General features: G+C 35.1%; 1 protein-coding gene and 1 pseudogene. Both read right to left on the reverse strand.

All coding sequences use genetic code 11. The features are described 5' to 3' along the window. Nucleotides 1-536: 536 nt before the first annotated feature. Nucleotides 537-1016, reverse strand: coding sequence for a hypothetical protein (locus BM000_RS16560; RefSeq protein ID WP_091500444.1), 480 nt, complete (start codon nt 1014-1016; stop codon nt 537-539). A 10-nt stretch (nt 1017-1026) separates the two neighbouring features. After that, a pseudogene (locus BM000_RS16565) lies at nt 1027-1554 on the reverse strand (hypothetical protein); the annotation flags it as partial.

Consider the following 1554-nt stretch of genomic DNA (forward strand, 5'->3'; position numbering starts at 1 on the left):
AAGTGAGCGACGAATTACCTGTAAATCACTACGTACCTCACGGCATAACGCACGGGTATCATCCCGAAAGTCTCGAACTTCCGCCATATTGACACAGGTTACCACCTGAGCTTCTCCTCCTTTTAGTTTAAGGCATGCCACCATAAAAAGCATCATGACTTCACCATTTATGTCTTAAAGACATAAAAGCTGCTTCCTGTTTAAGAAAGCAGCTTTTATGCATATGAAATAGTGTTTGATTTAACTCCTATGAAATAAAATAATGTGGGCATAACCGCTAATAATTCGGCTAAAAGATAGGATAGCTCCACTGCCATTTGGTGAATGCCAATCGACACATCAATAGTATAATCTCCCGCATTGCTCCTAATCGGCAAGTAGAGCTTCCCCCCGTCAATTAAGTCGTGCTGAATCCGTGCATCCTTAGAGCTAGCTTTTTGTTAGCTATTAGCAGCTTGATTAGTGTGGTTATGCTTACTAGTCAAGGCTTTACTAGTTGACTCCAATCAGATAGTAAAGTGATCTTTTTTAATCTATTACTTTTCCATAATAATATTCACTTGTTTTTTCGTTGCAGGAATCATTTCTTCTGGTCTTTCTATAAATTCATCATTTTTGATAGTAATCAAACAATTGTCACAGCTTTTATAGATAGTTTTTTGATCGGTTGAAGACACAATCTTTAAATAAGAATCTTGACAACTTGGACACAATTCTTCCGTCATAAACGTGGCAATATCCCAAACCATATGAATTACATTACCACAAATTTCTTTTTCACTAGCTCCTACCATTTCTTTAGCATAAAATGAAGCAAGTCCTTCTAAATTATCATCAGTAGTTCCCATATAAAACTCATATTCTTTAAATTTTTTAACAACATTCAAACTATTCTCAAAAACGTAATTTCTAAAAACCTTGTCATACTTACTTATAAATTTAATCAGTTTTTCAAAAAAAAATGATAAATCATTTTTATCAAATTCTTTATACAACTGAACTATTTCATCGTTCATTATTGTCCTCCTATGGTTTTGGTATCGGATACGCAGTGACTAGGTTTCCAGCCTTATCTGTTATTATCCGAATATAAGATGTTGTTTGACCTCCTACATTAGGTATACTGGGCTTTATCGTACCAGCTATTTCTCCAATATCAATTATTCTTTCAAATTGATTTCCTGTAATTTCCTTAACAGGGATATTTACTGTACTCTTACTTGATAAAATATTTTTTAACTTATCCTGACTAATTGTAAATTGTCCAGCATTTCTATTGACATTAAAATGCCTGTCTACAACATGATTAAAACCAGCATTATTAGAAGTACTAAATCTTGTAGGACCATTCGCAATATTAATTCTTGATTGAACCACTCCAATATTCGGATTTGGCACGTTAGCTCCGCTGACTTTCTTTCCACCATTCAAAACAACCTGTTCCTTCTTCACATACTCCTTAAAATTCGAAGCCTGACGCGCTCGCTTACTCAACCCAATGTTCTCGCGTATCTTCTTCCATAGCGCTAAGGCGTTAAGCTTACCACCTTGACC

Source organism: Amphibacillus marinus, assembly GCF_900110345.1.
Taxonomy (GTDB): domain Bacteria; phylum Bacillota; class Bacilli; order Bacillales; family Amphibacillaceae; genus Amphibacillus_D; species Amphibacillus_D marinus.